This window comes from Pseudomonas sp. TUM25319 (genome assembly GCF_056388475.1).
Genome location: NZ_CM150751.1, coordinates 5,956,040 through 5,980,999, shown reverse-complemented (window position 1 = coordinate 5,980,999; position 24,960 = coordinate 5,956,040). Strand labels below are relative to the sequence as shown.

21 protein-coding genes are annotated in these 24,960 nt (G+C 65.8%); 13 read left to right on the top strand and 8 right to left on the bottom strand.

Annotated features, from left to right (window positions below; genetic code table 11):
* Window positions 1-283 precede the first annotated feature (283 nt).
* Together AC05QJ_RS26970 and AC05QJ_RS26965 are read left to right on the top strand one after the other, a co-directional pair.
* On the top strand, window positions 284-2,869 hold the full coding sequence (locus AC05QJ_RS26970) for a TonB-dependent receptor plug domain-containing protein (RefSeq protein WP_476748018.1): 2,586 nt from the start codon (window positions 284-286) through the stop codon (window positions 2,867-2,869).
* Between the two features lie 47 nt (window positions 2,870-2,916).
* Window positions 2,917-3,921 carry an ABC transporter substrate-binding protein gene (locus AC05QJ_RS26965; RefSeq protein WP_476744271.1) on the top strand — a complete coding sequence of 335 codons (1,005 nt, stop codon included), beginning with the start codon at window positions 2,917-2,919 and terminating at the stop codon, window positions 3,919-3,921.
* A 50-nt stretch (window positions 3,922-3,971) separates the two neighbouring features.
* On the opposite strand, the gene AC05QJ_RS26960 is transcribed toward AC05QJ_RS26965, so the two are convergent.
* From AC05QJ_RS26960 to AC05QJ_RS26940, 5 genes are all read right to left on the bottom strand, one after another.
* Window positions 3,972-4,286 (bottom strand): DUF3509 domain-containing protein, encoded by a 315-nt coding sequence (locus AC05QJ_RS26960; RefSeq protein ID WP_476744270.1) that lies wholly within the window; start codon window positions 4,284-4,286, stop codon window positions 3,972-3,974.
* A 178-nt stretch (window positions 4,287-4,464) separates the two neighbouring features.
* Window positions 4,465-4,869 carry an HPF/RaiA family ribosome-associated protein gene (locus tag AC05QJ_RS26955; protein WP_476744269.1) on the bottom strand — a complete coding sequence of 135 codons (405 nt, stop codon included), beginning with the start codon at window positions 4,867-4,869 and terminating at the stop codon, window positions 4,465-4,467.
* A gap of 235 nt (window positions 4,870-5,104) precedes the next feature.
* Window positions 5,105-7,429: a TonB-dependent Fe(3+) dicitrate receptor FecA gene (gene fecA, locus AC05QJ_RS26950; protein ID WP_476744268.1), complete on the bottom strand. Its 2,325-nt coding sequence runs from the start codon at window positions 7,427-7,429 to the stop codon at window positions 5,105-5,107.
* A 209-nt stretch (window positions 7,430-7,638) separates the two neighbouring features.
* Window positions 7,639-8,574, bottom strand: a complete 936-nt coding sequence (locus AC05QJ_RS26945) for a FecR domain-containing protein (RefSeq protein WP_476744267.1) — start codon at window positions 8,572-8,574, stop codon at window positions 7,639-7,641.
* Window positions 8,571-9,074 (bottom strand): sigma-70 family RNA polymerase sigma factor, encoded by a 504-nt coding sequence (locus AC05QJ_RS26940; RefSeq protein ID WP_476744266.1) that lies wholly within the window; start codon window positions 9,072-9,074, stop codon window positions 8,571-8,573. Before AC05QJ_RS26940 ends, AC05QJ_RS26945 begins: the two co-directional genes overlap by 4 nt.
* Window positions 9,075-9,245: 171 nt before the next feature.
* Here AC05QJ_RS26940 and AC05QJ_RS26935 point away from each other — a divergent pair, with 171 nt between their 5' ends.
* From AC05QJ_RS26935 to AC05QJ_RS26910, 6 genes are all read left to right on the top strand, one after another.
* On the top strand, window positions 9,246-9,551 hold the full coding sequence (locus tag AC05QJ_RS26935; RefSeq protein ID WP_476744265.1) for a DUF3649 domain-containing protein: 306 nt from the start codon (window positions 9,246-9,248) through the stop codon (window positions 9,549-9,551).
* Window positions 9,548-11,140: a PepSY-associated TM helix domain-containing protein gene (locus AC05QJ_RS26930; protein WP_476748017.1), complete on the top strand. Its 1,593-nt coding sequence runs from the start codon at window positions 9,548-9,550 to the stop codon at window positions 11,138-11,140. Before AC05QJ_RS26935 ends, AC05QJ_RS26930 begins: the two co-directional genes overlap by 4 nt.
* Complete coding sequence (locus tag AC05QJ_RS26925) at window positions 11,140-11,466, top strand: DUF3325 domain-containing protein (protein ID WP_476744264.1); 327 nt, start codon at window positions 11,140-11,142, stop codon at window positions 11,464-11,466. The genes AC05QJ_RS26930 and AC05QJ_RS26925 overlap by 1 nt, the downstream gene beginning before the upstream one ends.
* Before the next feature lie 4 nt (window positions 11,467-11,470).
* A complete protein-coding gene (locus AC05QJ_RS26920) occupies window positions 11,471-12,037 on the top strand; it encodes an RNA polymerase sigma factor (protein WP_476744263.1) in 567 nt (188 codons plus the stop codon).
* Entirely contained in the window at window positions 12,034-13,020 is a 987-nt protein-coding gene (locus AC05QJ_RS26915) for a FecR family protein (protein ID WP_476744261.1), read from the top strand. Before AC05QJ_RS26920 ends, AC05QJ_RS26915 begins: the two co-directional genes overlap by 4 nt.
* Before the next feature lie 105 nt (window positions 13,021-13,125).
* Window positions 13,126-15,534 carry a TonB-dependent siderophore receptor gene (locus AC05QJ_RS26910; RefSeq protein ID WP_476744260.1) on the top strand — a complete coding sequence of 803 codons (2,409 nt, stop codon included), beginning with the start codon at window positions 13,126-13,128 and terminating at the stop codon, window positions 15,532-15,534.
* A gap of 490 nt (window positions 15,535-16,024) precedes the next feature.
* On the opposite strand, the gene AC05QJ_RS26905 is transcribed toward AC05QJ_RS26910, so the two are convergent.
* Window positions 16,025-16,900: a helix-turn-helix domain-containing protein gene (locus AC05QJ_RS26905; protein WP_476744259.1), complete on the bottom strand. Its 876-nt coding sequence runs from the start codon at window positions 16,898-16,900 to the stop codon at window positions 16,025-16,027.
* A 133-nt stretch (window positions 16,901-17,033) separates the two neighbouring features.
* On the opposite strand from AC05QJ_RS26905, the gene AC05QJ_RS26900 reads away from it, so the two are divergent.
* Complete coding sequence (locus AC05QJ_RS26900) at window positions 17,034-17,936, top strand: DMT family transporter (RefSeq protein ID WP_476744258.1); 903 nt, start codon at window positions 17,034-17,036, stop codon at window positions 17,934-17,936.
* Between the two features lie 35 nt (window positions 17,937-17,971).
* Here the strand turns inward: AC05QJ_RS26900 and AC05QJ_RS26895 are convergent, their stop codons facing one another.
* Both AC05QJ_RS26895 and AC05QJ_RS26890 read right to left on the bottom strand, forming a co-directional pair.
* A complete protein-coding gene (locus AC05QJ_RS26895; RefSeq protein ID WP_476744257.1) occupies window positions 17,972-18,943 on the bottom strand; it encodes a 2-hydroxyacid dehydrogenase in 972 nt (323 codons plus the stop codon).
* Window positions 18,944-19,016: 73 nt separating this feature from the next.
* The gene (locus AC05QJ_RS26890; RefSeq protein WP_476744256.1) at window positions 19,017-19,964 is read right to left on the bottom strand and encodes a LysR family transcriptional regulator; all 948 of its coding nucleotides are present in this window, start codon (window positions 19,962-19,964) and stop codon (window positions 19,017-19,019) included.
* A gap of 181 nt (window positions 19,965-20,145) precedes the next feature.
* Between AC05QJ_RS26890 and AC05QJ_RS26885 the strand changes: the two genes are divergently transcribed.
* Genes AC05QJ_RS26885 through AC05QJ_RS26870 form a run of 4 tightly spaced genes read left to right on the top strand, consistent with a single transcriptional unit; the run spans window position 20,146 to window position 24,907 of the window.
* Window positions 20,146-21,672 (top strand): efflux transporter outer membrane subunit, encoded by a 1,527-nt coding sequence (locus tag AC05QJ_RS26885; RefSeq protein WP_476744255.1) that lies wholly within the window; start codon window positions 20,146-20,148, stop codon window positions 21,670-21,672.
* Window positions 21,669-23,855, top strand: a complete 2,187-nt coding sequence (locus AC05QJ_RS26880) for an FUSC family protein (protein WP_476744254.1) — start codon at window positions 21,669-21,671, stop codon at window positions 23,853-23,855. Before AC05QJ_RS26885 ends, AC05QJ_RS26880 begins: the two co-directional genes overlap by 4 nt.
* A complete protein-coding gene (locus AC05QJ_RS26875; RefSeq protein ID WP_476744253.1) occupies window positions 23,845-24,045 on the top strand; it encodes a DUF1656 domain-containing protein in 201 nt (66 codons plus the stop codon). Before AC05QJ_RS26880 ends, AC05QJ_RS26875 begins: the two co-directional genes overlap by 11 nt.
* Before the next feature lie 10 nt (window positions 24,046-24,055).
* On the top strand, window positions 24,056-24,907 hold the full coding sequence (locus AC05QJ_RS26870; RefSeq protein WP_476744252.1) for an efflux RND transporter periplasmic adaptor subunit: 852 nt from the start codon (window positions 24,056-24,058) through the stop codon (window positions 24,905-24,907).
* Window positions 24,908-24,960 lie beyond the last annotated feature (53 nt).

Sequence of the window (24,960 nt, the reverse complement as noted above, 5' to 3'; positions counted from 1 at the left end):
AGTCTTTTGAGAATGCTTAATTAAATTAAGGATGACTATAGCAGCTCTTATGGTGGCGTGGTTCTAGCGGGTACTGCTCTTTTGACGTCCGGTTCTAACGCCATAACCAATCGATCTGCAAGATTTCCCCCGCCCGCGCCACACCCCTCCCGTAAGCGCTGCCGAGGGAGCAGCGTCGTTTGATTCCGTGGGGGGAATCGTTGTGCGCAAGAGCAACCACAAGATCCAACGCAACACGAGATCCGCAACCGGCGCCATCGCCTTCAGCCTGCTGCTGAGCGGCATGGCGTTCGCCGAGCAGGCGCAGCAGGACTGGCATATCAATCCCGGTCCGCTGGACGAGGTGCTGCTGAGCATCAGCCGGCAGAGCGGCCAGGTGATTTCCTTCACCCCGGAACTGGGCCGTTATTCGTCATCGCGGGTGGACGGCAAGCTGTCTGCCGAGCAGGCGATCAACGCCGCCTTGCGCGGCACGGGTCTTGAGCTTGAGGTCAGCCCGACCGGTGCGTTCATCATCAAGGACAGCGGCACCGAACCCTCCGCTGCCAGTGCCGTCAGCGCCAGCCGCGTGGTGCGTCAGGATGCGCCCGCCGCCAGTGTGCCGACCCTGGACCGCGTGGTCGCGCTCGGCACCCGCCGCAGTGACGCTACGGCGCTGACCAGCGCAGCACCGGTGGATGTGATCAACAGCGAAGAACTGGTGCAGACCGGCGCCACCACGCTGAACCAGGCGCTGTTCCAGCTGCTGCCATCGTTCAACTTCCCGCAGAACCAGAGCGCCACCCGCGGCCAGAACCCCAAGGGCGCCTCCCTGCGCGGGCTGGCGCCGGACCAGACCCTGGTGCTGGTCAACGGCAAGCGCCGGCATGCCTCGGCGGTGGTGAACATTTCCAGCGGCGTGCCGTTCATTGGCGCCCAGCCGGTGGACCTGGACATGATCCCGATCAGCGCCATCGACCACGTCGAAGTGCTGCGCGACGGCGCGTCGGCGCAGTACGGTTCCGATGCCGTAGCCGGGGTGGTGAACATCGTGCTCAAGGAACGCGACAGCGGTGGGCAAATCAACACCCAGCTCGGCCAGTACGCCCAGGGTGACGGCTTCAACAAGAGTGCCGACGGCTGGTACGGCATCGGCTTGCCGGGAGACGGTTTCCTGACCCTGAGCTTCAACGGCGTCAATGCCAAACCCACCGATATCGGCGACAAGTACGTTGCCGACGGGAAGGTCCAGGACCCGCGCTGGGGCGGTGCAGGCCGCGACAAATACAACCTGGCGGCCAACGCCGAGGTGGGCCTGAACGATCAGTGGCGGCTGTACAGTTTCGCCACCTTCGGCCAGGACAAGTCGGTCAACAACACGCCGCCGCTGCTGGCCTCCAATCCGAACAACGTCGCGGCGATCTACCCCAACGGGACCATTCCGAAGTACCGCTTTCGCTACGAAGATGCTTCGCTGACGATGGGTTCGCGCTTCGAGGACGAAGCCATCGGCCGCCTCGATATCAGTGCCACCTATGGCCGCGACAAGCACGATGAAGTGGCCTTCGACACAGTCAACCCGAGCTATGGCGCCAACAGCCCGACCAAGTTCGACGTCGCCACCCTGATCAACGAACAGACCAACGTCGGCATCGACTACACCAAGGACCTGGCGGTGGCCTGGTCGGACAACCCGCTGGTGCTGTCCACCGGCGTCGCCTACCGCCACGAGCAGTACACCCTGGAAGCGGGCGACTACGACTCCTATTCCTACGGCGGCATCGACGGCGTGCAGGTCGGCGCGGTGCAGGCCTCGGGGCTGACGCCGGATGATGCCGGGACCTACAAGCGCGATGTCGGCGGCGTGTATTTCGGCCTGGAAAACCAGCTCACCGACAAATTCCAGGTGGGCATCGCCGGGCGCACCGAGCATTACTCGGACTTCGGCTCGGCCACCACCGGCAAGCTCTCGGCGCGGTATGAACTGACCCCGCAAGTAGGCTTGCGGGCTACGGTCAACAGCGCCTACCGCGCGCCGACCCTGGGCCAGATCGGCACGTCCTGGACCACCACCACCAACGTCGATGTCAACGGCAACCCGGTGCTGACCCGCATGCTGCCGGTGGACCATCCGGCCGCCCAGGCCCTGGGCGCCGAGGCGCTGAAACCGGAGAAATCCACCAACTACTCACTGGGCCTGGTGCTGCGGCCCAGCGAGCAGGCATCGCTGACCATCGACGCCTACCAGATCACCATCCGCGACCGCCTGCTCTACAGCGGCGGCATCTCCGGGCCGGATGCCGAGCGCATCCTCGCCGCTGCCGGCTACGGGCAATACAGCTGGGCGCAGTTCATGACCAACGCGGCCAACACCCGCACCCGTGGCGTGGACATCGTCGGCAAGTACAACCTGGACCTGCAGCGTTTCGGCAGCCTGGCGCTGTCGGCGGGCTACACCCGGGCGCGCACCACCATCGAATCGGTCAACGCCAACCCCTACGGTTTTGATGTGCTGACCCGCGAGGCCCGCGGTTTCCTCGAACATGGTTATCCGGAAGACAAGCTGGTGCTTGGCGCGACCCATCGCTATGGGCCGTGGACCGTCAGCCTGTCCCAGACCCGTTATGGCGAGTACCGCAAGTACGCCGCCTCGGCGACCAACGCCCAGTACGACCAGACCTTTTCGGCGCAGTGGAACACTGACCTGGATGTGAACTACGCCTTCAGCAAGCAACTGAAGCTGTCGGTGGGCGCCAACAACCTGTTCGACAGCACGCCGGACGACTTCAACCCGCGCCTGCGCCAGACGCCGGGGCAGCAGTACAGCTACCTCGCGCCTTCGGCGCCGGAAGGGGCGTTCTATTACACCCGGCTTACCTACGACTTTTGACCCTTCAAGGGGCCGCACAGCGGTCCCCTCGACCCCCGAGGTACTTCATGAAACCCCTGAAAACCCTCCTGGCCGGCTCGTTGCTGGCCTTTTCCATGTTCACCCACGCCGCCGACAAACCACAGCCCATCCACTTCGGCGACATCACCTGGGAAAGCGGCAGCCTGATCACCGAGCTGCTGCGAATCATCGTTGAAAAGGGCTACGGCTATCCCACCGACACCCTGCCGGGCAGCACGGTGAGCCTGGAAGCGGCCCTGGCGAAAAACGATATCCAGGTGATCGGCGAAGAATGGGCCGGCCGCAGCCCGGCCTGGGTCAAGGCTGAAAGCGAAGGCAAGGTATTCGGCCTCGGCGACACCGTGAAGGGCGCTAGCGAAGGCTGGTGGGTGCCGGAATTCGTCATCAAGGGCGATCCCGAGCGCGGCATCGCGGCGCTCGCGCCGGAGCTGAAATCGGTAAGCGACCTGCCGCGCTATGCCCATGTCTTCAAAGACCCGGAATCGCCGGACAAGGGCCGCTTCCTCAACAGCCCCACCGGCTGGACCTCGGAGATCGTCAACAGCCAGAAGCTCAAGGCCTATGGCCTTACCGACAGCTACGTCAACTTCCGCACCGGCTCCGGCGCGGCGCTGGATGCCGAGGTCGCCACCTCGATCCGCCGTGGCAAGCCGGTGTTGTTCTACTACTGGTCGCCGACTCCGCTGCTGGGCCGCTACAAGCTGGTGAAGCTGGAAGAGCCGCCGTTCGATGCAGAGGCCTGGAAAACCCTGTCCAACGCCAGTCACCCCAACCCGAAAGGCTCGCGCTCGATGCCCGCGCGGCTGGCGATCGGCGTGTCGGCGCCGTTCCGCGCGCAGTATCCGGAGCTGGTGGCGTTCTTCGAGAAGGTCGATCTGCCCATCGACCTGTTGAACAGCACTCTCGCGCGCATGGCGGAAAAACGCTCACAACCTCGCGCGGTTGCATTGGCGTTCCTGCGCGAGCAGCCGCAGGTGTGGAAGGCCTGGGTGCCGGCAGACATTGCCGCGACAGTGCAGGGGAGCCTGTAGGTTCACAGGGCTTCACCGATCTCTGGGCAACGGCCGTTGCGGAAGGCTGACTAGTGGCGCGTAGCGGCGTTGCCCCAGCGATTGTCACGCCTGCTTTGGCGTGCACTGTCTTCGGTCATGGCTGCAAGAATGTCCATGGCGCTGTGACCCTGCTCGATGGCGATGCCGAAACGCACGCTGTCGATCAGGCGATCAAGGCGCTGCGGGTCGTTGCGCTGGGCCGGGCTGATCAGGCGCTTGGCGACGACACCGCCGGTTTCGTTGGAGAGGGTCAGCATGATGCTGCCGTCCAGCCGCTCGATACTCAGGTTGACCCGGTACTGCGCCGAGAAGGCGGCGCTGATCTGCTGAAAAGGATTGTGCATGGTGCTCACCTGGCAAATGACCTGCATCGATTGACTGGCCTCGGGACGGGTAGTTCAGATCAGGTTGCAAAGGTCGGGCCGGGTGGCAGGTTGCGTGGGGTGACGGCGATCGCAAAAAACGAAGCCCCTGACCCGAGGGCCAGGGGCTTCGCTTACCGTCTGCGTTGCAGCGTTGTCTTCAGCCCAGTCGGGCCTGTTCGTTTTCCAGGAATTCTTCCTGCAGCAGCCCGTCGGCATCGTTGGCGCTGGTGTACGGCTGGGTGACGGCGCGTTTGCTGCGCAGCTTGCCGTAGTGGTGTTCCAGCGCGTGGCTCAGTTTTTCTGCGGCGCCTTCAACGGCCTGCTCCAGGGAGGCGGCCTTGTGGCTGACGGAAATCGGTTGATGGCCTTTTGGGCGTGCCTCCATCTGGCAGCGTTTGTCATGCGGGCCTGGCTTGTCGCCGTTCTCGTCGCGCATGTGGACTTCGACGCGGGTGAGGTCCTCTTCGTAGCGTTCCAGCGTGCTTTCTACCGTGCTGCGTACCCACTCGTTCAGCCGGATGTTGCCTTGAATATGGTTGTCGCTGTTGACCTGGATTTGCATGGTTCCAATCCTTATTCAGCTAGCTCGCAAGAGGCCGACCATGAGCGTTTCGCTCTGTGGGAATCGCTGCCTCTTGACTACAAGGTCAGGCACTTCGCCGAACAATTCAACCCCCTAAAAAATAAAAATATTTTGTTTCAAGTGGGGTGAAGAATAGGGTTAGGATCCGGTAGATAACTTGCATAGCCGCTAGTCATCGCTGGCAAGCGGTGCTCCGCTTGCCAGCGATCAGTCCTCAGAACGCCACGGACGTCTGCAGGTAGACCGTCCTTGGCTCACCCACATACTTGCCCTTGTTGTTGTCATCGAACGACCGGGTGAAGTACTCGCGATTGAAGATGTTCTTCACCCCGACTGCCACGTTCAGGTTCGACAACTGCGGACCGAAGTCGTATGCCGCACGGCTGCTGAACAGCATGTAGCCGGGGATCCGTCCGGTGCTGCCGTCGGCGCTTTCTGCCGAGGTATTGGCGTTGTCGGCGAACTGGTCGCTCTGGTACGTGCTGTCCAGGTTCAGCTTCCACGGACCCTCGGTGTATCCCACGCCAAGCGTGCCCTTGTGCCGCGACGAGAACGGCACGCGGTTGCCCTCGTTGGCGCCGTCTTCGCGGATGGTCGCATCAACGAAGGCGTAGCTGGCGTACACGTCGAATCCGGCCAGTGCCGGGCTGAGGTCGTCGAGGGCGTATTTCACGCTGGTCTCGATGCCCTGATGGCGGGTTTCGCCACGGGCGATGACGCTGTCGTTGGTCTGGTTGCTTTCGTACTGGTTGTCGAAGTTGATGAGGAACAGGCCGGCTTCTGCCTGCAAGTAGCCGTTATCGTAACGGGTACCGACTTCCCAGGTCCGCGCCTTATCCGGCTTCACTTCGCCCTGGTCGACCCGGTTGGGCATCTGGCTGTATTGCACGCTGCCGAACGAACCTTCGGTGTTGGCGTAGAGGTTCCAGCTGTCGCTCAGGTGATACATCACGTTCAGCGCCGGCAGGGCGGTGTTGTAGCTGCCCTGGTAGTCCTTGCCGGTGAGGTTGTTGTTCTGCCGCGAGTCGATCATCTCGTAGCGGATGCCGGGAGTGAGGGTCCACTGGCCGATGTCGATGCGGTCATCGAGGAACAGCGCATGGGCTTCGGTGGCACCACGGGTGTCGCGGTCATTGCGGCTGGCGGTGGTCGGCAGGCGGTTGGCGCTCACCGCCTCCATGAAGCGCAGTTCGTGGCCGGCTTCGTTGACGTAGCGGTAGCCCAGGCCCACTTCGTGGTGGCTCTCGCCCAGCGCGAAGCCCTGGGTGAAGCGGGTCTCGATGCCGCGTACCCAATACTCGCGAGGCGACAGCGAAATCGACGAGCCCTGGCGCAGGTAGCCGCTGCGCAGGGTCTTGGTGAAGAAGCTGTTGACGCTGAACTGGCGCTCGCCGTCCTTGTAGTCGTAGCCGGCGTTGAACATCGTGCGGCGGCCCCAGAACTCGTCCTGCAGGCGGGTCGACTGGTACGGGTCGGCGTCGTAGTCAGCCACGCTCAGGCCGCCGGGCATCTGCGCCTCGCCCTCGTAGTACTGGGCCATGGCGTGCAGGCTGTTGGCCTCGTCGATCTGGAATTTGCCCTTGAGGATCAGGTCGTCGATCTGCGTGTCGCTGTGCTCGCGCCAGTCGCTGCCACGGGTGCCGGAGTAGAGCAGGGCGCCGCCCAGGCCATTGTCGGCGGTGCCGCCGACCATCAGGTTGCCGCTGTTCTTGAAGCCGTCCTGGCTGGACGACGGGCTGACCTGGGTCTGCAGGCCGGCCTTGACCGTCGGCTCGTCGGGGATGGCCCGGGTCACGAAGTTGACGATGCCGCCGACGTTCTGCGGCCCGTAGCGCACCGCGCCGCCGCCGCGTACCACATCCACCGCGTCCATGTTGCCCAGGCTGATCGGGGCGAAGGAGAGCTGCGGCTGGCCGTAGGGGGCGAAAGGCACCGGGATACCGTCCATCAGCACTGTCGAGCGCGAGGCCAGGCGCGGGTTGAGGCCGCGGATGCCGAAGTTCAGCGCCAGGTCATGGCTGCCGGTGCCGTTGTTTTCCGGCGCGTTGACGCCGGGGATGCGATTGAGCACCTCCCGCGCGCTGCTGGCGCCGGTGCGTTCGAATTCTTCGCGGCGGATCACGTCGCGGGCGCCGGGGTGTTCGAAGACGTTGTCCTGGTCGGCATCGCCCAGCCAGTCACCCACCACACTGGAGGCGCTCAGCTCGATCGGCGCGTTGGCCGCCGTGCTCACCGGTTGCAGGCTGAATGCGTTGTCGCCTTCGGCGCGGGCCTGCAGGCCGGTGCCCTGGAGCAGGGCGGCGAGGGCTTGCGCCGGGGTGAAGTCGCCGCTCAGGCCCTGGCTTTGCAGGCCCTGGGTCACCTGCGAGCCGAAGCTGATCAGCACACCGCTTTCCCGGCCAAACTGGTTCAGCGCGCTTTCCAGCGGCATGGGCGCTATGTGGTAGCTGCGTGCCGGCAGGTCGGCAGCCTGGACCGCAGCGAGGGTGCCGAAGGTCAGCAGCAGGGCGAGGGCAATGGGGCTCGGGCGAAAGGGCATTGCAGGATCCTTGAGAAGTCAGGGCGGAAGGGTTCTGTCTTCTCTGTCACGCGAGGTGGGGAAAACGGCTCACTGAAGTTGAAAATAGTTTTGAGGTGTTATTCCGGGCCTCATCGTTGGCAAGGCCACACAGGTATTGAGTCTGGCCCGGACATTGTGTGGCTTGTCGGGGCGCCGAACCGCAGCGATGAGGCCCGAAAGATCACCCATCAGGCCCGGCCTTCCACGCTTACCCAGTACCGCGTAAACCGCTTCACCCGCACCGGCAACGCCACTTCCAGCAGATCGAGAATCCGCTCGCTGTCGGCCAGTGGGTAACTGCCCGACACCAGCAAGCCCGCGATCTTCGGATCACAGTTGAGCTGGCCGCGGCGATAGCGCCCCAGTTCGTCGAGGAAGTCGGCCAACGGCATGTGCGCTGCCACCAGCATGCCGTCGACCCAGGCGCCGCTGTTGGCGTCCAGCGGCCTGCTCACGCTCCAGCCCGCCGCGTCGAAAGCGGCCTGACGACCGCTGTCCAGCACCGCACCGGCCAGGCGGGCACTGCCCTGGAACACGGCAACGCCACTGTGCCCAGTCCACTGGCGGACATTGAAGCGACCGGCAGACAGGTCGAGCAAACCGTCGTGGGTCAGCACCCGCAGCGGTCGGCGGTCGCTGGCGACATTCAGCAGCAGCTCGCCTTCCAGCAGATGCACCAGACGCTGATCCGCATCGAAACGCACATCGGCGGCGCTGGCCGTGTTCAGGTGCAACCGGCTGCCATCCTCCAGCTGCATCTGCCGCCGCTGCCCCAGCGGGCTGCGGTAATCGGCCAGCAGCGGCGGCAACGCACCGGTGCCCTGCAAGCCGAGCCCGGCAACACTGCCGGCGCCCAGCAGCAGGAGCATCTTCAGCGCCCGGCGACGACCCGCAGACGCCGGCGCCTGCAAGGTGGCGTGGGCCAGCGGCGACGACAGCCCGCTCAGGCGCTGGTTGACCCGCTGGATATGCGCCCAGGCCTGGCGATGCTCTTCGCTGGCCTGCAACCAGCGCTCCATGGCCCGTTGCTGACGGTGGTCCAGCGTGCCGCCCTGGAGCTCGATCAGCCAGTGCACGGCCTGTTCGGCCACCTGATGGGAAAACGCGGGATTGGAGGTGTTCACAGGGCGAAGTAGCAGCGCATGGCGGCCTTGTTCAGATGGCGTTTGACCGTGGCCAGGGAAATGCCCAGTTGCGCGGCGATTTCGTTGTAGGTCAGGCCATCGACCTGGGCCAGCAAGAAGGCGCGCTTGACCTGCAGCGGCAGGCCGTCGAGCAGGCGGTCCAGTTCCAGCAGGGTGTCGAAGATGATCGCCCGGTGCTCTTCCGAGGGCGCCACCTCTTCCGGCAACTGCGCCAACGCCTGCAAATAGGCGCGCTCCAGTTCCTGGCGGCGGTAGTGGTTGAACAGCACGCGTTTGGCCACGGTGGTGAGGAAGGCCCGTGGCTCGTCGGGTGCCGGCGCTTCGCGGGCCTGTAGCAGGCGCATGAAGGTGTCCTGGGCCAGGTCTGCAGCACCGTCGGGGCAGCCAAGACGCCGCCGTAACCAGCCGGTCAGCCAATGGTGGTGATCGTGGTAGAGACCTTCGACCGAAGAAGACAGGGCGGTAGGAGCACTGGGCACCGTGGACACTCCGGCGCCGGGATGCGCAACAGAATAAGAATTGTTCGCATTGTATGGGCGAAAACCGACCTTCGGCAATCGGACATTGACTGGCGGTCTGTTAGACGGGCTTTGATTGTGAGAATCCTTATCATTTATATTAGCCGCCTTTCCTGCCCGGACCCGCCCCCGATGAAAAGCAAAGCCGCCGGCCTGCCCCTGAGCTATCGCCTTGCCGTGACCTCCCGCTGCCTGGCGGCGCTGCTGGGCGGCTACCTGCTGGCGGCGATGACCAGCATGTGCCTGAGCCTGCTGCTGCCCATGAGTCGGGTCGATGCGGTGCTCAGCGGCACCATGCTGTCGTTCCTGCTCTACCTCGGGGCATTCATCTGGGTGTTCGCGGCGCGCAACGCCTGGCTGGCCTGGTTCGGGGTCATGGCGCCTAGCGCCGTGCTGGCGATCATCAACGGACTGACCTGGTGGGTGAACCACTCATGAAAGAAGGCTTCCGCCAGGCGATGGCCTGGCTGCACACCTGGGCCGGGCTGATCTTCGGCTGGCTGCTGTTCGCGATCTTCCTCACCGGCACCCTGTCGTATTTCCGCTACGAGATCAGCCACTGGAGCCAGCCGGAAGTGCCGGTGCGCGCCCAGGACAGCACGGCCAGCCTGGCCATGGCCCAGGACTACCTGCAGCGCCATGCCCCGGCCGATGCCGCCGGCTGGTTCATCCAGTTGCCCGGTGCCCGCGAGCCGGCGCTGAACGTGGGCTGGCGCGCCGCCGGGGCAGGGCGCCGCGATACCGTCGAGAAGACCCTCGACCCCGCCACCGGCACCGGCACCGAGATCACCCCGCGTGAAAGCCGCGGCGGCTCGTTCTTCTACCGCTTCCACTTCGAACTGGAGATGCCGTATCCGTGGGGCCGCTGGCTGGCCACCTTCGCTGCGCTGATGATGCTGGTGGGGCTGGTGAGCGGGATCATCACCCACAAGAAGATCTTCAAGGAGTTCTTCACTTTCCGCCCCGGCAAGGGCCAGCGCTCCTGGCTCGACGGCCACAACGCCATCGGCGTGCTGGTGCTGCCGTTCCACCTGATGATCAGCTACAGCAGCCTGGTGATCTTCATGTACATGGTCATGCCGGCGGGCATCCTCGCCAGTTACGGCAACGACACCCAGGGCTTCTTCAACGATGTCTTCGGCCCGCGGCAGAACGTCGAGCGCTCCGGCCAGGCCCTGCCCCTGCCGCCGCTCACCAGCCTGTACGCCAGGGTGCAGGAGCAGGCGCCCGGCACCCAGGTCACCTGGATCGACATCCAGCAACCGGGCGACCGCAATGCCGAAGTGCGCCTGATCCCGCGCAGTACCGACCGGATCGCCGTGCAGCGCGGCAGCGGCTGGCGCTTCAAGGCTGCCGACGGCGACCTGGCCTGGAACGCCCAGCCCGAGTCCGTCGCCAGCACCATCGCCGGCGGTTTCTATGGCTTGCACATGGGCGAGTTCGCCGGGCCGCTGCTGCGCTGGCTGTACTTCTTCTTCGGGCTGGCCGGCACCGCGGTGATCGGCACCGGCCTGGTCATGTGGCTGGGCAAGCGCCAGCTCAAGCACGCCAAGAGCGGTGTGCAACCGTTCGAATTGCGCCTGGTGGAAGTGCTGAACATCGCCAGCATGAGCGGGCTGATCCTCGGCATCGCCGCGTTCTTCTGGGCCAACCGTTTGTTGCCGGTGGCGCTGACGGGGCGTGCCGACTGGGAGATCAACGCCTTCTTCGGGGTCTGGCTGCTGGCGCTGGTTCACGCCCTGTTGCGTCCCGGTCGCAAGGCCTGGGGCGAGCAACTGGCGCTGGCTGCCGTGGCCTGCGCCGGCCTGCCGCTGCTCAACGCCCTGACCACCGGGGCCGGTCTCGACCATTCCGTGGCGGCCGGTGACTGGGCCATGGCCGGCTTCGACCTCACCGCCCTGGGCTGCGGCCTGTTCCTGGCCTGGGCTGCCGGCAAGATGCTGCGCCCGCCGGTGCAGGCGCCAAAGCGTGCGCCCAAGGCGGCGAAGGCCGCGCCTGCGGCCAGGCTCGAAGCGGAGGTCAACTGATGCTGGCGATTGCCCTGTTCGCCTTCGCCGGATCGGCGGCGCTGTGCCTGGCGATGGAAAAACACTTCAGTGACCTGCTCGGGCGCAAACCCGCCGCCGAGCATCTGCTCGGCCTGCGCATCGTCGGCTGGCTGCTGCTGGCCCTGGCTCTGGTGGCGGCGGTGAAGCACAGCGGTTGGGCCATGGGCCTGGTGGAGCTGTTCGGTGTGCTGATGGGCGGGCTGTGCCTGTGGGTGTTCGCCTTGCCGTACCGGCCGCGCTGGCTGCTCGGCCTGGCGCTGGTCAGCCTGGTGATGGCGCCGTTCAGCGCGCTGGGACTGATCTGACGCGATGAATGAACCCCTCGACCTGCCGCCCGCCGATGCCCCGGCCCGCGCCCGCTTCCTGCAGGTGTTCCTGGCCCAGCGCGCGCGCATGGAAAGCCTGGTCAGCCGGCGGGTTGGCTGCCGCGCTACGGCGGCCGACCTGGTGCAGGAGCTGTTCCTGCGCTTCTGGCGCCGGCCGCAGGGCGACGTGGAGTCCCTCGACACCTACCTGATGCGCTGCGCCGGCAATATCGCCATCGACCATTTGCGCAGCGAAGGCGCCCGCGAGCGGGTCAACGACAACCTGCCCGAGCCGCTGCAGCAATCGCTGGAAAGCGAGCCCCAGGCCGCACTCGAAGCCGACAGCGACCTGCGCCGCATCGAGGCGGCGCTGCGCGAGTTGCCCGAGCGTACCCGGCACATCTTCTTGCTCAACCGCATCCATGGGCGCACCTACGGCGAGATCGCCAAGGTCATGCAGCTTTCCCAAAGTGCGGTGGAAAAACATATGATGCGCGCCCTCGAGGCCTGCAAGGCGAGTATCGCCGCAGAGCCCGACATGCCCCGCAAGCCAGGAAGCGCGCCGCGATGAACGCCTCACCTTCGACCGAACAGCAGCAGACGGCCCTCGACTGGCTGACCCGCATCAGCGGGCAGCCGGCGCTGGCCGAAGGTGCAGCGTTCAAGTGCTGGCTGCTGGCCGATCCGGCCCATGGCCAGGCCTATCGCGAGGCGCAAGCGCTGTGGCAACGCAGCGAAGCGCCGGCGGCCCGGCTGGCGCAGGAAGAAGACGACGCCCTGCAGGCGTATCTGCGGGCCATGGATCGCCCGGCGGTGTCTTCCTGGCAGCGCGCCGGCAAGCGGGCCGGCGGCCTGGCCGTGGCCGCCTCGGTGCTGTTGCTGCTCGGCGTCGGCGCCGGCTGGCATCCGGGCGACTGGCTGCGCGATCTGGGCGCGGACTACGTGGCGCCGGTCGGGCAGATCCGCACGGTGACCCTGGCCGACCACTCGCAACTGGTGCTGGATGCCGACACCGCCCTCGATGTCGATTTCAGCGACGGCCAGCGGCGTATCGCGTTGCATCGCGGCGCGGTGTTCTTCCAGGTCAGCCACACGGGCGAGCCCTTCATCGTCGAGGCCGACGGCGGGCGCACCGAGGTACTGGGCACCCAGTTCGAAGTGCGTCGCCAGCCCCAGGGCGCCGAGGTCACGGTGCTGTCCGGGCGGGTCGGGGTGACGGCCGCCGACGGCCAGCCGCAGCAAGTCCTCGGCGCCAGCCAGCAGGTGGATTATCACGACGGCAGCGCAGGGACGGTCCACGCCGTCGACAGCGAAAGCCGCCTGGCCTGGCGCCAGGGCTGGCTGAATTACTACCAGGCGCCGCTGAGCCAGGTGGTGGACGATCTGGCCCGCTATTACCCGGGGCGGATCATGCTGCTCGACGACGACCTAGGTGCGCGCAAGGTCAGCGGCAGCTTTCCCAGCAACGACCCGCTGGCGGCCCTTGACGCCCTTGGCGCGGTGGCCGGATTCAAGCGCCACACCCTGCTCGGACGGATGACCTTGCTGCGTTGAAAAATATTTTCGGTTTCGGGTGAGGTATCCCGCGATGGCGTCCGTGTAGAGAGTGGAAGTGCGATTGATTCGCATACATGACAGTTCTCTCACAGGTTCATCGGCATGAAGTTCAGCGCAAGGGCGGCGGTGGTTCACAGCATTTCTATCGGGATGGCGGCGGGGGCGATGGTTGCCAGCGCGCTGCCGGCGTTCGCCGCCGAGCAGGTCGAGCAGGTCTTCGAGTTCACCCAGCCCGGCAAACCGCTGCCCCAGGCCCTGAGCGATTTCAGCCGGGTCACCGGCCTGAGCGTGGTCTACACCGTCGAGCTGCCCGACCAGCAGGCGCCGGCCCTGAATGGTCGCCTCAGCGCCGAGCAGGCCTTGCAGCGCCTGCTGGGCAACTCCGGCTACAGCTTCCGGCGCATCGACGCCCGCACCCTGACCCTCGAACCCCTGCCGCGCGATGACGGCGCCCTCAACCTGGACACCACCAACGTGTCCTCGCAGCGCGATGGCGTGGGCAGCTACCGTCAGCCGGAAACCAGTTCGATCATGCGCGGCTCTGCGTCGAGCATGGAGATCCCCCACGCCATCGCCGTGGTGCCGGAGCAGGTGCTCAAGGACCAGACCCCGCGCAACCTCGACGATGCCCTGTACAACGTCAGCGGCATCACCCAGGGCAACAACTTTGGCGGCACGTCCGACACCGTGATGAAGCGCGGTTTTGGTGACAACCGCGACGGCTCGATCATGCGCGACGGCATGCCCATCGTGCAGGGCCGCAGCCTCAACGCCACCACCGAGCGGGTCGAAGTGCTCAAGGGCCCGGCCTCGCTGCTGTACGGCATCCAGGATCCGGGCGGGGTGATCAACGTGGTCAGCAAACGTCCGCAACTGCAGAGCTATAACGCCATCAACCTGCGCGGCTCGACCTACGGCGAAGGCAAGAACGGCAGCGGAGGCGGCCTCGACAGTACCGGCGCGATCGGTGACAGCGGCCTGGCCTACCGGCTGGTGCTGGACCATGAAGACGAAGACTACTGGCGCAACTTCGGCACCCACCGCGAATCGCTGGTGGCGCCGTCGCTGGCCTGGTACGGCGAGAACACCCAGGTACAACTGGCCTACGAGCACCGCGAGTTTCTCTACCCGTTCGACCGTGGCACGGCCATCGACCCCAACACCAACCACCCGCTGAGCATCCCCCGCGACCGGCGCCTGGACGAGCCGTTCAACGACATGGAAGGGCGTTCGGACCTGTACCGCCTGGAGATCGACCACCAGTTCTCCGATGACTGGAAAGCCCACCTGGGCTACAGCTTCAACCGCGAAACCTACGACGCCAGCCAGGTCCGCGTCACCGGCGTCAACGCGGCCCGCGGCACCCTGACCCGCAGCATCGACGGCACCCACGGCGCCATCAGCACCGACCGCTTCGCCACCCTCAGCTTCGACGGCAAGGTGGATATCGCCGGCTTTCGCAACGACCTGCTGTTCGGCATCGACAGCGAGTACCGCAAGGTCTACCGCTCCGACCTGATCCGCCAGACCAGCCGCAGCACCTTCAGCTACGTCAACCCGGTGTATGGCCGTGAAGTCGAAGGCACCACCGTGCGCGCCAGCGACAGCGCCCAGACCGACAAGCTGCGCAACGACTCGCTGTTCTTCCAGGACTCGCTGCACCTGGAAGACCACTGGATCCTGGTGGCCGGCGCGCGCTGGCAGACCTACGACCAGTACGCCGGCCGCGGCCGTCCGTTCAAGGCCAACACCGACAACAACGACCAGGCCTGGACGCCTCATGCCGGCGTGGTCTACCAGGTCGATGACACGCTGTCGTTCTACGGCAGCTACAGCGAATCGTTCAAACCCAACTCCAGCATCGCCCCGTTGACCGGCGGCCTGGTGCTGGACTCGGCCATCGCGCCGGAGGAGGGCAAGTCCTGGGAGATCGGGGCCAAGCTCGACCTGCCGGACAGCCTCAGTGCCACCGTGGCGCTGTTCGATATCACCAAGCGCAACGTGCTGGTGTCGACTCTGGCCAGCAATGGCGACACCGTCTACAGCGCCGCCGGCGAAGTGAAGTCCCGCGGGGTGGAAGTGGACGTCAGCGGCCAGTTGAGCGAGCGCTGGAACCTGATTGGCAGCTACGCCTTTACCGATGCCGAGGTGACCAAGGACCCGGACTACAAAGGCAACCGCCTGCAGAATGTGGCGAAGCACAGTGGCTCGCTGTCGGCGGTGTACGACTTCGGCACGGTGTTCGGCGGCGACCGCCTGCGCGTCGGCGCCGGAGCGCGCTATGTGGGCGAGCGGGCGGGCGATGCGCCCAACAGCTTCGACCTGCCGGCGTATACCGTCGCCGATGCCTTCGCTAGCTACGAGACCCGGCTGGACGAGCACAAGGTGCGTTTTCAGCTCAACGTGAAGAACCTGTTCGACAGCACCTACTACACCTCGGCGGTGAACCGTTACTTCGTGGCGATGGGGGATTCGCGGCAGGTGAGCCTGTCGAGCACGCTGGAGTTCTGATTCGCCAGGCAGGAACGGATTCATCCGCGATCGGCGGCGCAGCCGTCGTAAGTCCTGAGTTCCGGTTCTGCCAGATGCAGCGCGGACTCAGGTTTCATGGCCGCTTCGCGCCCAATCGTGGCTGAAGCCACTCCTACACGGATTTCTGCCTGCCTGTGAGCCTGTCGAGCACGTTGGAGTCTGATTCGCCAGGTAGGAGCGGATTCATCCGCGATCGGCGGCGCAGCCGTCGTAAGTCCTGAGTTCCGGTTCTGCCAGATGCAGCGCGGACTCAGGTTTCATGGCCGCTTCGCGCCCAATCGTGGCTGAAGCCACTCCTACACGGATTTCTGCCTGCCTGTGATGGAGTTCTGATTCGCCAGGTAGGAACGGATTCATCCGCGATCGGCGGCGCAGCCGTCGTAAGTCCTGAGTCCCGGTTCTGTCAGATGCAGCGCGGACTCAGGTTTCCTACATGGATTTCTGCCCGCCTGTGAGGAGCGATGCCGGCTCAGCCGCGCAGCGCCTGCCGATACGCCCCCGGCGTCGCCCCCAGCGCCTGGCGGAAGCGGTTGCTGAAATGGCTGGCACTGGCAAAGCCGCACGCAAGCGCCACCTCGCCCAGCGGCAGGTCGCCGCCGACCAGCAACTGCCGCGCCTTGGCCAACCGCCGCGCCAGCACGTACTGGTGCGGCGGCAGGCCGAAGCTTTCGCGGAACATCCGCGCAAAGTGGTATTCGGACAGGCTGCACAACCCCGCCAGCTCGCCCAGGCCAATGGACTGGTCCAGATGGTTGTCGATGTACTCCGCCAGTTGCCGCCGCTGGTGCGCCGCCAGCCCGCCCTTGAGGCGCAACCCCTCACGCAGCCCGACCTCGCTGAGGATCGCGTGGCTGAGAATCTCGTGGGCCAGGCTGCTGGTCAGCAGGCGTTCGCCGGGCTCGTCCCAGTTCATGCCGATAAGCTGGCGAAAGCGCAACGCCTGGCGCGGGTCGTCGAGGAAGGTCGCTTCGCGCAGTTGCAATTCCCGCGGCTCCCGGTCGAGCAGGGTGACGCAACCCAGGGCGAACTGCTCTTCGCTGATGTACAGGTGCGCGAGGCGGATGCAGCCGTTGATCACCCAGTTCGACGGGCTGCCCGCGGGGATGACGCACAGCTTGTCGGGCGCACCCTTGTGGTCCGGGCGTTCGCGGCGGTGGGTGCCGGTGCCGTCGGCGATGTAGCACGACAGCGTGTGGTGGCTCGGCGCGTCGTAGTCCCGGGCATCGTCGCGGTTGCTCCAGAGCGCCGCAGCCATGCCCTCGCCGAGCTGCACGCTGTGTTCCAGGCGGGCGTGGGGCGAGTCGTGCAGGGCTTTGAACACTTGTAGCTGATCGAGCGCGGTCATGGTGGCTACCTCCGAGGCCATCCTACGCCTGTGGGATTGGTCTGACAGCGGGCGCGGCGACAAAAGCGCAAGTTTATGCAAGCGCACCGACCAAGCTGCGCCGGACACTGGCGGCCACCTTGGGAGGCTTGCCATGAACCTGTCGCTGTACCTGCTCACCGTCCTGATCTGGGGCACCACCTGGATCGCCCTGAAACTGCAACTGGGCGTGGTCGCCATTCCGGTTTCCATCGTCTGGCGCTTTGCCCTGGCGGGGCTGGTGCTGTTCGCCATCCTGCTGCTCACCCGCAAGCTGCAACCGATGAACCGGCGCGGGCATCTGGTGTGCCTGGCCCAGGGCCTGTGCCTGTTCTGCGTCAACTTCATGTGCTTCCTGACTGCCAGCCAGTGGGTGACCACCGGGCTGATTGCCGTGGTGTTCTCCACTGCCACCCTGTGGAACGCCCTGAATGCGCGGATGTTCTTCGGCCAGAAGATCGCCGCCAATGTGTTGCTCGGCGGTGCGCTGGGGTTGTGCGGCCTGGGGCTGCTGTTCTGGCCCGAGCTGGCCGGGCAGGCTGCCAGCCATGAAACCCTGATGGGTCTTGGCCTGGCGCTGGCCGGCACCCTGTGTTTCTCCGCCGGCAACATGCTCTCCAGCGTGCAGCAGAAAGCCGGCCTGCGGCCGATGACCACCAATGCCTGGGGCATGCTCTATGGTGCGGGGATGCTGGCGGGCTACTGCCTGGTCAGCGGGATTCCGTTCGCCATGGACTGGAGCGTGCAGTACATCGGTTCGCTGTTGTACCTGGTGATTCCGGGGTCGGTGATCGGCTTCACCGCCTACCTGACGCTGGTCGGGCGGATGGGGCCGGAGCGGGCGGCGTATTGCACCGTGCTGTTCCCGCTGGTGGCGCTGAATGTGTCGGCGGTGGTGGAGGGGTATCAGTGGACAGCGCCGGCGCTGATGGGGCTGGTGCTGGTGATGGCGGGGAATGTGCTGGTGTTCAGGAAGGCGCGAGCCAAACGGGTGAACGCTGAGGTGGTGTTGAGGTAGTTGAGTCTGGGGCCGCAAAGCGGCCCCCGTGAAAACTACTTCCAGACCTGCGGATTCACCAAATCCCGCGGCCGCTCACCCAGCAGCGCCGCCCGCAGGTTGTCGATCGCCCGGTTGGCCATGGCCTCGCGGGTCTCGGCAGTCGCCGAACCGACGTGGGGCAGGGTCACCGCATTGCTCAACGCGAACAGCGGCGACTCGCTCAGCGGCTCTTTCTCGTACACATCCAGCCCGGCACCGCGAATCGTGCCGTCTTTCAGCGCGTCCACCAGCGCCGCTTCATCCACCACCGGACCGCGGGAGATGTTGATCAGGAACGCACTGCGCTTCATCTGCTTCAACTGCTCGGCACCGATCAGGTGGTGGGTCTTTTCGCTGAGCGGCACCACCAGGCAGACGAAGTCGGCTTCTCCCAGCAGTTGCTCCAGGCTCACATAACGCGCGCCCAGTTCCTGTTCCAGCGCTGGCTTGCGGCTGTTGCCGCTGTAGATCACCGGCATGTTGAAGCCCAGGTGTCCGCGCCGGGCGATGGCCGCGCCGATATTGCCCAGGCCAACGATGCCCAGGGTCTTGCCGAACACGTCGCTGCCGAAGTGCGCCGGGCCGACGGTGGCCTGCCACTGGCCGGCCTTGGTCCAGGCGTCCAGCTCGGCGGTGCGGCGGGCAGCGCTCATGATCAGGGCAAAGCCCAGGTCGGCGGTGCTTTCGGTGAGCACGTCAGGGGTGTTGGTCAGGGCGATGCCGCGCTCGGTGAGGTAGGCCACGTCATAGTTGTCGTAGCCCACCGACACGCTGGACACCACTTCCAGCTTCGCCGCGTGCTCCAGTTGCGCCTGGCCCAGCTTGCGGCCGGCGCCGATCAGGCCGTGGACCTCGGGCAGGGCTTCGTTGAACTGGGCGGCGATGTCGCCCAGTTTCGGGTTGGGGACGATCACATTGAAGTCTTGCGACAGGCGTTCGACCATCGGCGCGGTAATGCGACTGAAGGCAAGGACGGTCTTTTTCATCGGCGAAATCTCTGCGGGCGGGGGAGAATGGGTAGCACGCTATCATTCCCCGCCGCCCCTGTGCAGCAAGATTTCAGGTGGCCACGCGCAACTCGTGGGTCTTCAGGTCGGCCTCGTGGGCGGCGAGGATCTCCGGCAGGGAGTTGCGCAGGTACTCGACCCAGGTCTTGATCTTGGCGTCGAGGTACTGCCGCGACGGGTAGATCGCGTACAGGTTCAGCTCCTGCAGGCGGTACTCCGGCATCACCCGCACCAGGGTGCCGTCGCGCAGGCCGTCGATGGCCGAATAGATCGGCAGCACGCCGACGCCCATGCCACTGCGGATCGCCGCCTTCATCGCATCGGCGGAGTTCACCTGGAACGGCGCCTGGGTGATGTTCACCACTTCCTGGCCTTCCGGGCCGTCGAACAGCCATTTCTCCAGCGGAATCACCGGGCTGACCATGCGCAGGCAGGCGTGCTTGAGCAGGTCCGACGGCTTCTGCGCGATGCCGTGCAGCGCCACGTATTCGGGCGAGGCGCAGACGATGCTGTAGGTGATGCCCAGACGCTGGGAGACGAAACCGGAGTCCGGCAGCTCGCTGGCGAGCACGATGGACACGTCGTAACCCTCGTCCAGCAGGTCTGGCACGCGGTTGGCCATGGTCAGGTCAAAGGTGACGTCCGGGTGGGTCTGGCGGTAGCGGGCGATGGCGTCGATGACGAAATGCTGGCCGACGCCGGTCATCGAATGCACTTTCAGTTGCCCGGCCGGGCGGGCATGGGCGTCGCTGGCCTCGGCCTCGGCTTCCTCGACATAGGTGAGGATCTGCTCGCAACGCATCAGGTAGCGCTTGCCGGCCTCGGTCAGGGCGATACGTCGGGTGGTGCGGTTGAGCAGGCGGGTTTGCAGGTGTGCTTCCAGGTTGGAAACCGCCCGCGAGACGTTCGCGGTGGTCGTATCCAGCTGCACGGCAGCGGCGGTGAAACTGCCGACTTGCGCGACACAGCTGAAAGCACGCATGTTTTGCAGGGTGTCCATGGGGCGCTCTCAAAGAAGACGACAGAATTGTGACATGAAGTAACCGGGCCGGTCTTCCGACTAAAGCCGGATTATCGCCAATTCGGTAACAAAGATTCGCAGGAAAGCACGCTTATCGCCACCGCGGCGGCCCCCTAGAATTGCCCGGCCTCCTCCACCTCTACGTCGGGAACTCGCCGCTGTGCCGCGTCGCATCATCAGAGCGCTGAATGCGCTCAGTGTCTGTGCCTTTAGCTTGACCTTGAGCGGCTGTATCGGAACCTGGGGCATTGCCCCGCAAAGCAAGACGCTGCAAGCCAATTCCCTGACCCCCGACGCGGCGATCGCCGAGGCCGCCCGCGATGCCCACTGGCCCGACCAGCAATGGTGGCGCGCCTATGGCGACCCGCAACTGGACCGCTGGGTCGCCCTGGCCGTCGCCGGCAGCCCGACCCTGGCCATGGCCGCCGCACGCGTGCGCGAAGCCAAGGCCATGGCCGGCGTGGTCGAGTCGGCGGAAAAGCTCCAGGTCAATGGCGACGCCACCCTCAAGCGCCACAACTGGCCGGAAGACCAGTTCTACGGCCCCGGCGCGCTGTCCGGCGCCAACACCTGGGACAACAACGCCGCCCTCGGCTTCAGCTACGCCCTCGACCTCTGGGGCCGCGAGCGCAACGCCAGCGAGCAGGCCGTGGACATGGCTCATCTGAGCGTGGCCCAGGCCCGCCAGGCGCAGCTCGAACTGCAGAACAACGTGGTGCGCGTCTACATCGAGCTGTCGCTGCAGTTTGCCCAGCGCGATGTGGTCAAGGCCGAACTGGCCCAACAGGAGCAGATCCTGGCCCTGGCCGAACGGCGTCTGGCCGGCGGCATCGGCACCCATTTCGAAGTCAGCCAGGCGCAGACCCCGCTGCCGGAAACCCACCGCCAGCTCGACGCCCTCAACGAAGAGATCGCCCTGGCCCGCAACCAGTTGGCGGCCCTGGCCGGCAAAGGCCCGGGGGAGGGCGCGCAGCTCCAGCGTCCGCAACTGTCCCTCGCCGCGCCGTTGAAGCTACCGTCGGCGCTGCCCGCCGAACTGGTGGGGCAGCGGCCCGACGTGGTCGCCAGCCGCTGGCAGGTAGCGGCCCAGGCCCGCGGCATCGACGTCGCCCATGCCGGTTTCTTCCCCAACGTCGATCTGGTGGGCGGCCTCGGCTTCATGGCCACGGGCGGCGGCCCGCTGGAATTCCTCACCGGGCGCAAGTTCAACTACAACGTCGGCCCGGCCATCAGCCTGCCGATCTTCGATGGCGGTCGCCTGCGCTCGCAGCTGGGCGTGGCCTCGGCCGGCTACGACATCGCCGTGGCACGCTACAACCAGACCGTGGTGGACGCACTCAAGGGCATCTCCGACCAGTTGATCCGCCGCGAGTCGATGAAGGAACAGGCGCATTTCGCCGCCGAATCCGTGGCCTCGGCACAGAAGACCTACGACATCGCCATGATCGCCTTCCAGCGCGGCCTGACCGATTACCTCAACGTGCTCAACGCCCAGACCCTGCTGTTCAAGCAGCAGATGATCCAGCAGCAGGTCCAGGCCGCACGCCTGAGCGCCCATGCCGGGCTGGTCACGGCCCTGGGCGGCGGCCTTGGCGCCGGTGCCGACGTGCCCGACGCTGGCACGCAGGACGCCCCACCGACACCCCGCACCCTGGCGATTTTCGATAAAGCCGATCACGCAGAATGAGCGCCCTGACCTTGCCGCTGCGTTGGCTCGCCTCCCTGGAGTGGCGCCGCGGGTTCTTCCACTGGGCGCGCACCGATGGCGTGACCTGGGTGTACATCTTCAAGGTGCTGGTCGCCGCCTTCGCCACCCTGTGGCTGGCGATGCGCCTGGAGCTGCCGCAGCCGCGCACGGCGATGATCACCGTGTTCATCGTCATGCAGCCGCAGAGCGGGCATGTGTTCGCCAAGAGCTTCTACCGGGTGCTCGGCACCCTGGCCGGCTCGGCGATGATGGTGGCGCTGATCGCCATCTTCCCGCAGAACACCGAGCTGTTCCTGCCGAGCCTGGCGCTGTGGGTCGGCCTCTGCTCGGCCGGTGCCATGCGCTACCGCACCTTCCGCGCCTACGGCTTCGTCCTGGCCGGCTACACCGCGGCGATGATCGGCCTGCCGATTCTCGACCAGCCGCAGCAAGCCTTCATGGCGGCGGTGTGGCGGGTGCTGGAGATCGGCTTGGGCATCTTCATCTCGACCCTGGTCAGCGCCGCGATCCTGCCGCAGTCGGCCAGCGCCGCCATGCGCAACGCCCTGTACCAGCGCTTTGGCGTGTTTGCCGGCGTGGTGGTGGAAGGGCTGCGCGGCGACAGCCAGCGCGACCGCCTGGAAAGCAGCAACGTGCGCTTCATCGCCGAGGCGGTCGGCCTGGAAAGCCTGCGCAGCGTCACCACCTTCGAAGACCCGCACATGCGTCGGCGCAGCGGCCGGCTGGTGCGTATGAACAGCGAGTTCATGGCCATCACCACCCGTTTCAATGCCCTGCACCAGTTGCTGGAGCGCCTGCGCCTGCGTGGGCCGCTGCAGATCGTCAGCGCCATCGAACCGGGGCTCAAGACCCTGGCCGAACTGCTCGACCCCTACGTCGGTCGCGCCCTGACCGACGCCGATGCCCTGCGCCTGACCCTTGAGCTTGCGGCCTACAAAGAGGGCCTGCCGGCCCAGGTGCGCAGCCTGCGGGCGGCCTACGAGGAAACCGGGCCGAGCGAGTCCGACCTGCTGGACTTCCACACCGCCTACGAACTGCTGTACCGCTTCGTCGACGACATGCACAACTACGCCGAGACCCACGCCTCGCTGGCCGCCCACAACCACGAGCGCGAGCAGTGGGACGAGCCCTACGTGGCCCAGACCAACTGGCTGGTGTCGGCGGCGGCGGGCGTGCGGGCGGCGGCGGTGCTGTTGCTGCTGGGCAGCTACTGGCTGATGAGCAACTGGCCCAGCGGCGGCATGATGACCCTGATCGCCACCGTCACCGTGGGCCTGTCGGCGGCCTCGCCCAACCCCAAGCGCATGTCGTTCCAGATGGCCTGCGGCACTTTGTTCGGCGCCTTCGTCGGCTTCTTCGAAACCTTCTTCGTGTTCCCCTGGATCGACGGCTTCCCGCTGCTGTGCGTGGTGCTGGCACCGGTGTTCGTGCTCGGCGCCTTCCTCGCCTCGCGCCCGGCCTACGCGGGCTACGGCATCGGCCTGCTGGTGTTCTTCGCCATCGGCTCGGTGCCCAACAACCTGACGGTGTACAACCCCTACACCTACATCAACGACTACATCGGCATGATCATCGGCATGCTGGTGTGTGCCGCCGCCGGCGCGATCATCCTGCCGCCCAACAGCCGTTGGCTGTGGAGTCGCCTGGAGCAGGACCTGCGCGAACAGGTGCTGTTCGCCATCAGCGGCCGCCTGCGCGGTCTCGGCTCGGGCTTCGAAAGCCGCACCCGCGACCTGCTGCACCAGGCCTATGGCCTGGCGGTGGGCCAGCCGCTGGTACAGAGCCGCCTGCTGCGCTGGATGTTCGTGGTGCTGGAAGTCGGCCACGCCATCATCGAACTGCGCAAGGAGCAGGCAATCCTGCCGGTGCACCCGAGCTACGCCGAGTCGCAGCCGTGGCGCCAGGCGATCCGCGTCATGGGCCGGGCGCTGGCGCGGCTGTTCCTGCAGCCCACGGCGAGCAACCACGAGCGTGCGCTGATTGCCGTGGACCACGCCATCAGCCGCGTCCAGGCCACCGACGAACCGTTCGCCCGGCACTTCGACACCTCGGCACTGCGCCGGGTGCAGAGCTACCTGCACTTCATCCGCACCTCCCTGCTCGACCCCCAATCGCCGCTGGCCGAACTCGGCCCGTCGCCAGGACCGACCCATGCTTCGTGAAATCGCCTTCCATGGCCTGTACATGCCGACCGTGACCCTGATGTTCCTGTTCGCCGCCGGCCTTGCCTGGGGGCTGGACCGCTTTATCGCGAGCATCGATGGCTACCGATTCTTCTGGCACCCGGCGTTGTTGCGCCTGTGCCTGTTCATTTGCCTGTTCGGCGCCATGGCGCTGACCGTTTACCGTTGAGAGCCCGTCGATGAAGAAGTTTTTCAGCCTGATCGCCACCTTGCTCGTGCTGCTGGCTGCCGTGGCCATCGGCCGGCAGCTCTGGGTGAGCTACATGACCACGCCCTGGACCCGTGACGGCCGGGTGCGCGCCGACATCATCAATGTCGCCGCCGACGTGCCCGGCTACGTGGTGGACGTGCCGGTCAAGGACAACCAGTTGGTGAAGAAGGGCGACGTGCTGCTGCGTATCGACCCCGAACACTACGAAGTGGCGGTGCGCCAGGCCGAGGCGCTGGTGGCCTCGCGCAAGGCCACCTGGGAAATGCGCAAGGTCAACGCCAGCCGCCGCGCCGACATGGACAACCTGGTGATCTCCAGAGAAAACCGCGACGACGCCAGCAACATCGCCAACTCCGCCCTGGCGGATTACCAGCAGGCCCAGGCGGCACTGGCAGCGGCGCAACTGGACCTCAAGCGCACCACCATCCTGGCCACGGTCGATGGCTACGTCACCAACCTCAACGTCCATCGTGGCGACTACGCCCGCACCGGCGAGGCGAAGATGGCCGTGGTCGACCGTGATTCGTTCTGGGTCTACGGCTTCTTCGAAGAGACCAAGCTGCCCCATGTAAAGGTCGGCGCCGAGGCCGAGCTGCAGATGATGAGCGGCGAAGTGCTCAAGGGCCATGTGGAGAGCATTTCCCGTGGTATCTACGACCGTGACAACCCGGAAAGCCGCGAACTGATCGCCGACGTCAACCCGACCTTCAACTGGGTGCGGCTGGCCCAGCGGGTGCCGGTGCGGATTCACATTGATGAAGTGCCGGAAGGGTATTTGCTGGCGGCGGGTACGACTTGCACGGTGGTGGTCAAGCCCTGACGGGAGAGCGGGCAGGGGCTGGCCGAGAGGTTTGCGGGGCATTTGAGATCGAG

Bases quoted from the DNA above. Each gene is read 5' to 3' on its own strand.
- fecA (WP_476744268.1), bottom strand. From the start codon at position 7,429: ATGCCCTTTCGCCCGAGCCCCATTGCCCTCGCCCTGCTGCTGACCTTC.
- AC05QJ_RS26925 (WP_476744264.1), top strand. From the start codon at position 11,140: ATGCTGGCGATTGCCCTGTTCGCCTTCGCCGGATCGGCGGCGCTGTGC.
- AC05QJ_RS26870 (WP_476744252.1), top strand. From the start codon at position 24,056: ATGAAGAAGTTTTTCAGCCTGATCGCCACCTTGCTCGTGCTGCTGGCT.
- AC05QJ_RS26960 (WP_476744270.1), bottom strand. From the start codon at position 4,286: ATGCACAATCCTTTTCAGCAGATCAGCGCCGCCTTCTCGGCGCAGTAC.
- AC05QJ_RS26935 (WP_476744265.1), top strand. From the start codon at position 9,246: ATGAAAAGCAAAGCCGCCGGCCTGCCCCTGAGCTATCGCCTTGCCGTG.
- AC05QJ_RS26895 (WP_476744257.1), bottom strand. From the start codon at position 18,943: ATGAAAAAGACCGTCCTTGCCTTCAGTCGCATTACCGCGCCGATGGTC.
- AC05QJ_RS26920 (WP_476744263.1), top strand. From the start codon at position 11,471: ATGAATGAACCCCTCGACCTGCCGCCCGCCGATGCCCCGGCCCGCGCC.
- AC05QJ_RS26900 (WP_476744258.1), top strand. From the start codon at position 17,034: ATGAACCTGTCGCTGTACCTGCTCACCGTCCTGATCTGGGGCACCACC.
- AC05QJ_RS26875 (WP_476744253.1), top strand. From the start codon at position 23,845: ATGCTTCGTGAAATCGCCTTCCATGGCCTGTACATGCCGACCGTGACC.
- AC05QJ_RS26965 (WP_476744271.1), top strand. From the start codon at position 2,917: ATGAAACCCCTGAAAACCCTCCTGGCCGGCTCGTTGCTGGCCTTTTCC.
- AC05QJ_RS26905 (WP_476744259.1), bottom strand. From the start codon at position 16,900: ATGACCGCGCTCGATCAGCTACAAGTGTTCAAAGCCCTGCACGACTCG.
- AC05QJ_RS26910 (WP_476744260.1), top strand. From the start codon at position 13,126: ATGAAGTTCAGCGCAAGGGCGGCGGTGGTTCACAGCATTTCTATCGGG.
- AC05QJ_RS26915 (WP_476744261.1), top strand. From the start codon at position 12,034: ATGAACGCCTCACCTTCGACCGAACAGCAGCAGACGGCCCTCGACTGG.
- AC05QJ_RS26930 (WP_476748017.1), top strand. From the start codon at position 9,548: ATGAAAGAAGGCTTCCGCCAGGCGATGGCCTGGCTGCACACCTGGGCC.
- AC05QJ_RS26970 (WP_476748018.1), top strand. From the start codon at position 284: ATGGCGTTCGCCGAGCAGGCGCAGCAGGACTGGCATATCAATCCCGGT.
- AC05QJ_RS26890 (WP_476744256.1), bottom strand. From the start codon at position 19,964: ATGGACACCCTGCAAAACATGCGTGCTTTCAGCTGTGTCGCGCAAGTC.
- AC05QJ_RS26955 (WP_476744269.1), bottom strand. From the start codon at position 4,869: ATGCAAATCCAGGTCAACAGCGACAACCATATTCAAGGCAACATCCGG.
- AC05QJ_RS26880 (WP_476744254.1), top strand. From the start codon at position 21,669: ATGAGCGCCCTGACCTTGCCGCTGCGTTGGCTCGCCTCCCTGGAGTGG.